At 46.4% G+C, this 7,191-nt stretch carries 4 protein-coding genes; 2 read left to right on the top strand and 2 right to left on the bottom strand.

What is annotated here, in order from left to right; all coding sequences use genetic code 11:
- Positions 1–27 precede the first annotated feature (27 nt).
- Together QUA36_RS26495 and QUA36_RS26500 are read right to left on the bottom strand one after the other, a co-directional pair.
- Positions 28–1,686 (bottom strand): CTP synthase, encoded by a 1,659-nt coding sequence (locus tag QUA36_RS26495; RefSeq protein WP_333159499.1) that lies wholly within the window; start codon positions 1,684–1,686, stop codon positions 28–30.
- 107 nt (positions 1,687–1,793) lie between these two features.
- Positions 1,794–2,750 (bottom strand): Rpn family recombination-promoting nuclease/putative transposase, encoded by a 957-nt coding sequence (locus tag QUA36_RS26500; RefSeq protein ID WP_333459628.1) that lies wholly within the window; start codon positions 2,748–2,750, stop codon positions 1,794–1,796.
- A 345-nt stretch (positions 2,751–3,095) separates the two neighbouring features.
- Between QUA36_RS26500 and QUA36_RS26505 the strand changes: the two genes are divergently transcribed.
- Together QUA36_RS26505 and QUA36_RS26510 are read left to right on the top strand one after the other, a co-directional pair.
- Positions 3,096–5,651, top strand: a complete 2,556-nt coding sequence (locus QUA36_RS26505; protein ID WP_333459629.1) for a VIT domain-containing protein — start codon at positions 3,096–3,098, stop codon at positions 5,649–5,651.
- A 253-nt stretch (positions 5,652–5,904) separates the two neighbouring features.
- A complete protein-coding gene (locus QUA36_RS26510) occupies positions 5,905–6,801 on the top strand; it encodes a pentapeptide repeat-containing protein (protein ID WP_333159504.1) in 897 nt (298 codons plus the stop codon).
- Positions 6,802–7,191 lie beyond the last annotated feature (390 nt).

The following is a 7,191-nucleotide window of genomic DNA, read 5'->3' on the forward strand; positions in this document are numbered from 1 at the left end:
AACTAATCGATCGCACATGATATGAGATCAGTTTGCTGCAACTTTCCCGGCCACCAAGTCGCGACCCTCATCTTCTAAAACATCCTGCTTTCCCTGGATGCTAGCGGCCTGGATAAACCCTTGAAACAATGGGTGGGGGGCGCTAGGTCGAGATTGGAATTCGGGGTGAAATTGGCAGGCTATGAAAAAGGGATGGTTGGGAAATTCGATCATTTCTACCAATCGGCCGTCTGGAGATGTACCGGAGACTGCATAACCTGATTCTAAGAAAAGATTGCGGTAGGCGTTGTTAAATTCGTACCGATGGCGGTGCCGCTCGTAAATCACTTCTTTCTGATAAAGTTTGAAAGCTAGCGTGTCTGGGTTGACGCGGCACGGATACAAACCCAGTCGCATTGTACCGCCCAAATCGACTACATCTTGCTGTTCTGGCAATAAATTAATTACCGGATTTGCTGTATCCGGGTCAAATTCAGCGCTGTTGGCATCCTTTAGTTGGGCGATGTGGCGCGCCCATTCAATCACAGCACACTGCATCCCCAAACACAATCCCAAAAAGGGTATTTTATGGTGTTTGGCATATTCGATCGCCGCTATTTTGCCGTCAACTCCCCGAACCCCAAAACCTCCCGGTACAAGAATGCCGTTGATACCTTTGAGATAATTATCGAGGTTTCCCGATTCTAAATCTTCTGAGTTAATCCAGTGCAAATTCAGGTCGCAGCCGATCGCAATTGCCGCGTGCCGCAAAGCTTCGACTACCGAAAGATAAGCATCGTTCAACCGCACGTATTTGCCAACTAAAGCAATATCAATTTTGTGATTGGGACTGTAAAGCCTGTTGACTAAAGTTTGCCACTGATGCAAATCTGGCTGGCGATGTTCGAGTTGCAGCAAATTGAGCGTTTGTTGCGCCAAACCTTCCTGTTCCATCATCAGGGGTACTTCGTAGATACTTTTAGCATCTTGAGATGTGATGACACATTCTTCGGGTACGTTGCAGAATTCCGACAATTTCTGTTTCATGCCCAAAGACAGCGGGCGATCGCACCGACAGACTAAAATATCTGGTTGAATGCCGATCGACCGCAATTCCTTCACCGAATGCTGAGTCGGTTTAGTTTTCATCTCCCCAGCCGAAGGAATCCAAGGTATCAGCGTGACGTGCATATACACAACATTTTGCCGGCCTACATCCTTGCGAAACTGGCGAATTGCCTCCAAAAACGGCAAAGATTCAATATCTCCCACCGTTCCGCCGATTTCCGTAATCACCACATCAGGATTAGTATTTTTTGCTACCCGGTGAATTCGCTCTTTAATCTCGTTAGTGATGTGTGGAATCACCTGCACCGTGCTCCCCTGATACTCACCGCGGCGTTCTTTGTTGATCACCGCTTGATAGATGGAACCCGTGGTGACGCTATTGAGGCGAGACATGGAAGTATCGGTAAAACGCTCGTAGTGTCCCAAATCCAGGTCAGTTTCCGCACCGTCTTGCGTGACAAAGACTTCTCCGTGCTGAAACGGGCTCAGAGTGCCGGGGTCAACGTTAATATAGGGGTCTAGCTTCAAAATCGAGACAGAATAGTCCCGCGACTTCAATAGGCGGCCCAAGGAAGCACCGACAATTCCCTTGCCGATACTGGAAACCACGCCGCCAGTCACAAACACAAATTTGCTCATAGGATTTTCGACTTTAGATGTTTCAATGTCAGGTCAGACTCAAATGTGACATAGGTAATCCATAAGGGCAACCACGGGGGATTGCCCCCTACACCCATTTGACCAAATTATTGACGATTGTTATGTGCTTGCAACCAAGTTGTCAAATCTGACACACTGGCAAAGTCTAATAGCGCCTCTCCTAAACTCTGTAATTGCTGAGCGGATAACTGAGCGATGCGAGTTTGAATCTCCGGCGACAGCACGCCGACACTGTGCTCCAACTGACGAACAATTAATGTCACATTTCCTTGTTTGATGCCTTGTTCGATGCCTTGTTCGATGCCTTGTCTGATTCCTTGTTCTATCCCGATTCTGGTAGCTTTGGTAATTGCACCGCGCTGGTCTTGAATAAAAATTTCTCGCCTTTCTAAATCTTCCAATTCATCAGGATCGAGATTCGCTTCATTGGCAATTGTAAAAGCTTTGCGGAGTTCCGGTACATTTCCCAACTCTTCCGGCACAGACCTTAAAGTCCGAGCGGTTTTCATGAAATATATCCACTTATCAGTCAGAGTCTCTAGTTCTGCTAAAGTCTTGTCAAATTTTGGCAACTCAACAAATACAAATTCTAATTCATCCGCCAAATAATCGACCAAGTTGTTTTTTTCTTTGATACAAAACCGCGAAATTACTGTTTCCAGATGCTCAAACATTTGGAAATCTGTAATCGTCAAGGCAATCACGGGATTTAAGAGGTTGTAGTTTTCTCCGCTTTTCAATTGCAATGAGTAAGCTTTGGTAGCATTGTATAAAATCCGCTTTTCAAACGATTCTACATTCAATACTTGCATTTCAATGATCACAGTTTTGCTGCCACTAATTTTAGCTTTGACATCCAAGTAAGTATCTTTGACTCCTTTGATTTTGGGAGCTAAATAAGGGTCAATAATTTCTAAATCTTCGATGACTGGCTGCGCTTCGTAGAGGATGGCATTTAAGAAGCTAATCAAAATGTCTTTGCTGCCAGCAGATCCGAAGATTTTTTTAAAGGCAAAGTCGGTTTTGGGGTTAATAAAATTCATGGCTTTTTCAATTTATTAGAGCTTGAGAGGTTGATGTTAGAGTTATTTAATTATTTAACTATCATACAATCTTCTAGGTTGGGTTCGCGGACGATCGCCTCAACCGACCTCACCCAAATACAGATGCAAGCCGACGACAGCAGTCGGACAGAGCAATCATGGCTTCGACAAAAGTTCCCGCCTCCCAGTCGGCCCCTAGGCGAGTCAATCTAAAATCTCAAATCTCAAATCTCAAATCAGCCCTACGCGCTCAGTCATTTTTCCCAAAAAGCTAACTCAGGAACGTTTCGGCAATCGTAAAGTCATGGTACACAAAGCACCTCAAGTCTGCTAAAAAAAACTGCTATGAAGTTTGTCTGCGTTCTATCCCCTCAACGGTTGCTTTCTGCTGGTATCGCATTGCTCGCAGCCATCGAGTGTGGCGTGTGGCTCGCTCCAAATACGGCGCGGGCCAATGCTCTTGGGGAAAATTATTCGTCTGCGTCGCCGAAAATCCTCGCTAGTAACGATGTTAATTGCAATGGCGGACGATCGCCCGAAACTCGCTGTCCAGTCGGCGGTTTGTTCGTCAAAACTCAAAATACGGCCTCAGAACAAGTCTTTCCTCTCAAGCAGACTGAAGTTAAAGCCAAAATAACTGGCAATATCTCCCGCGTCGAAGTTGTTCAGAAGTTTGAAAATCCTTTTCTCGAATCTATAGAAGCTGTTTATGTATTTCCTTTGCCCGATGAAGCGGCGGTAGATGATATGGAAATTAAAATAGGCTCACGAACTATTAAAGCTGATATCAAACGCCGCGAGGAAGCTTTGGAAATTTACGAACAAGCCAGAAAGCAAGGCCGGAGTGCGGGTTTGTTGGAACAAGAACGATCCAATATTTTTACTCAGTCTCTCGCTAATATCAAACCGGGAGAAAAAATTGAAGTTACGATTCGCTACACGGAAAGTCTCAAATTTGTCGGCGGCGATTACGAATTTGTGTTTCCAATGGTGGTTGGGCCTCGCTATATTTCGGCAAATTCGACCCCTTCCAACCCCGCCTTAGTAAGGGGGGGCGATTCTCAATTTCCCCCCTTAGCAAGGGGGGGGCAGGGGAGGGTTAATACCGATGCCGATCGCATTAACCCGCCTGTTTTGCCTCCAGGAAGGATCTCGGGTCACAATATCGCTGTTTCGGTAGAAATAGATGCCGGCGTTGCGATCGGCGATGTCCGCTCTACTTCCCATCAAATTACAACTGACCGCAGGGGAAATATTGTGCAAGTCCAATTAGCCAATTCTGACACAATTCCCAATAAAGATTTAATTTTGCGCTATCGAGTGGCGGGCGAAAATACGCGCGCAACTGTCTTGACTCAATCCGACCAGCGGGGCGGTCATTTTGCTACTTATTTGATTCCGGCATTAAATTACAAAACTAATGAAATTGTACCTAAAGATGTCGTGTTTCTGATGGATACTTCCGGTTCTCAGCAGGGCGAACCGCTGGCAAAATCTAAGGAGTTGATGCGCCGCTTTATTCAAGGGCTGAATCCCAACGATACTTTTACTATTATTGATTTTGCAAATACTGCGAAAGCGCTTTCAAATACTCCTTTAGCGAATACGGCAGAAAATCGACAAAGCGCAATTAATTATATCGACAAGTTGCAGGCTAACGGTGGTACTGAACTGCTTAACGGTATTCAAACCGTGATGAATTTTCCGGCGGCGGCAACGGGAAGGCTGCGGAGTATTGTACTAATTACTGACGGTTACATTGGTAATGAAAATGAAGTGCTAGCGCGGGTTCAGGAAAGTCTGAAACCGGGAAATCGACTTTATAGTTTTGGTGTCGGCGGTTCGGTGAATCGGTTTTTGATTAACCGTTTGGCGGAAGTGGGAAGAGGCACGTCTCAAGTAATTCGTCAAGATGAACAGTCAGCAGAAGCGGCAGAAAAGTTTTTTCGGGAAATTAATAGTCCGGTATTGACTAATATTCAAATTAGTTGGGAAGGGATGGGGGAAAAACCGGAGATTTATCCGATCGCACCCCCAGACTTGTTTGCGAGTCAGCCGCTGGTTTTGTTTGGCAAAAAGACCGATCGAGCTAACGGTCAACTTCGCATCCGCGGCACTCTTGCAGGTGGCAAAGCTTACGAGCAAGTTTTACCTGTTAATTTTGCTCAATCCGGCGGGCGGCAGCGGGAGTCTACTTCAGTCGCAGCAACCGCTACGGATTTTGGCAATCCGGCGGTAGCTCAACTTTGGGGGCGATCGCGCATTAAAGATTTAATGAATCAAATGTTTGGTGGCGAGACTAAATCTCTGGTGGAAGCTGTAATTAATACTGCTCTGACTTATCGCTTGCTGTCGGAATACACGGCTTTTGTGGCTGTGAGTGAAGAAGTGCGAGTCGAACCTGATGGATCTCGTCGCCGCGTGCAAGTGCCTGTGGAATTGCCGCAGGGTGTCAGCTATGAAGGTATTTTCCAGTCGGAGGAGGCAGAGCCAACAAGAGGCGGCAGTCGCAGCGTTACCTCGACCCGCAGCTCGGCACCAGTGAGGCCAGCTCCTGTTATGCCGCCGCGCCAGCCCGGTTACGGTGAGTTGCAACGCCCCAAGCCTTTGGCTTCTCGCCTCCAAGTAGTTAGCGCCGAAGGGTTGGATGCCGGGGCGATCGCGGCTTTGAATCAATACCTGCAATCTGTTAATCTCCCGGCGGGGGTTAGCGGTGAAACGGTATGGAAGTTATTGGTACAAGACGGCCGCGTTACCCGATTGGCGATAGACACTACAACCTCGACGCTGCAAGCAACAGACGCAGTAGAAACTCTCAAGATGGCCTTGAGTTCCTGGCAACCTCCTGCAGGATTCAAGGGCACGCTGCGCCTGAAGTTGCGAATAACGGTCGATCGTTAAGCAAGGACTATCTATGTCACAAAACATTAACTTTTAATTCAAAAATACCGAAAGGGCGATCGCTACCCCGTGGAAGATATAAAATCTTTATTAAGAGATTGCCTTTAAACAGAAAGTGATGTTAATGAAATTTATACCGTTTGAGGCAAAGGCTAAAACAGTTTCCTTTCTAAAACAGTTTCCTTTCTGAAACAACCTTAACAGTAAAGATTTCTGGATCGAAACCCCACAATCATAGAAGGTATGATGCCCTATGGAAGTTAGTGAACTGCTCAACAATTACGAAAAAGGAGAAAGAGACTTTACTGAAGCCGACCTCAGCGGGAAAGACCTCAGCGGAGCAATCTTAATCGGAGTCAACCTTTCGCGAGCTAATCTTTCAGGGGCGAACCTCAGCAGGGCGTTTCTCACCAAAGCAACACTCAAAGGTGCACTGCTGCACAGAGCAAATCTAACTTTTGCCAAAATGGGTGAAACCCAACTCTCAGGTGCAGATTTGACAAAAGCCAATCTCAGCGGTGCTTTTTTGGTAAAAGCAAAATTGCCGAGAGCAAAGTTAAGTGGCGCAACTTTAACTGGCGCAAACCTGCGGGGTGCTGTCTTGTGGAATGCCAATTTGTGCAGCGCCGACTTGCAATTAGTTAACTTGCTGGGCGCTAATCTGACGGCAGCTAATTTTAAGTGGGCAAACCTTTACGGTGCAAGGCTCAATAGTGCAAAACTTTTTGGAGCTCAATTAACAGGAGTCAGTCTGCGGCGAGCGCAGTTGGCAGGGGTGAATCTCTGCGGTGCAGATTTGAGCGGCGTTAACGTGAGCGAAGCTAAACTAATGGGAGCTAATTTGGAAGGCTCGAATTTGGCGGGAGCAAATTTCAGCGCGGCTCAGTTGCGTGGGGTGAAGTTGGCGGGTGCAAACTTAACCGGGGCTAAGTTGAGGGGAAGTTGTTTGAGAGGGGCAAATCTGAATTGGGCAAAGTTGTGTCAAGCAGATTTGATGGCAGCAGATTTGAGCGAGGCGACGTTAATAGGAGCTAATTTAGATAATGCTTTGTTGGCGGGAGCCATTTTGCCGGAATCTACTAGACGCTATTTTTCCTTAGCTGGGGCGGGCAGAGTTAATTCTTGGGAAGTTAATGAGATTAACGGTTGATTGTTGACTGATGACTGTTGACTGTTGACCGAAAGCATCCAGGATACAAGCCCTCGGATTCATTCCTTCGGAGACTCAGAACCCAGAAATAAAAAACCTGTATCCGAGGAAACTTGCCCCCGAATTTATCCGTGGGGTCAATGCTTCAATTCTAAAATCTAAAATCTAAAATCTAAAATCTAAAATCGATTGACTGTTCACTGTTCACTGTTCACTGTTCACTGTTGACTATGACAATTAATTTTGGGGTGGTGCTGGTAACTGCAGCATCGGAGGCGGAGGCGGAAAATATTGCTAAAACTCTAGTTGGGGCTTGCTGAATCAGTGAGAAAAGTAAACAGTGTAGGGATTTTCCGACCAAAAAAGTAGTAAGGGTGCAAGAAAAACAGG

This window comes from Microcoleus sp. Pol10D4 (assembly GCF_036701555.1).
Taxonomy (GTDB): Bacteria; Cyanobacteriota; Cyanobacteriia; order Cyanobacteriales; family Microcoleaceae; genus Microcoleus.

What these genes read in the sequence shown, in the direction of transcription:
- QUA36_RS26510 (WP_333159504.1), top strand. Translation starts at nt 5,905, where the DNA reads ATGGAAGTTAGTGAACTGCTCAACAATTACGAAAAAGGAGAAAGAGAC.
- QUA36_RS26500 (WP_333459628.1), bottom strand. Translation starts at nt 2,750, where the DNA reads ATGAATTTTATTAACCCCAAAACCGACTTTGCCTTTAAAAAAATCTTC.
- QUA36_RS26495 (WP_333159499.1), bottom strand. Translation starts at nt 1,686, where the DNA reads ATGAGCAAATTTGTGTTTGTGACTGGCGGCGTGGTTTCCAGTATCGGC.
- QUA36_RS26505 (WP_333459629.1), top strand. Translation starts at nt 3,096, where the DNA reads ATGAAGTTTGTCTGCGTTCTATCCCCTCAACGGTTGCTTTCTGCTGGT.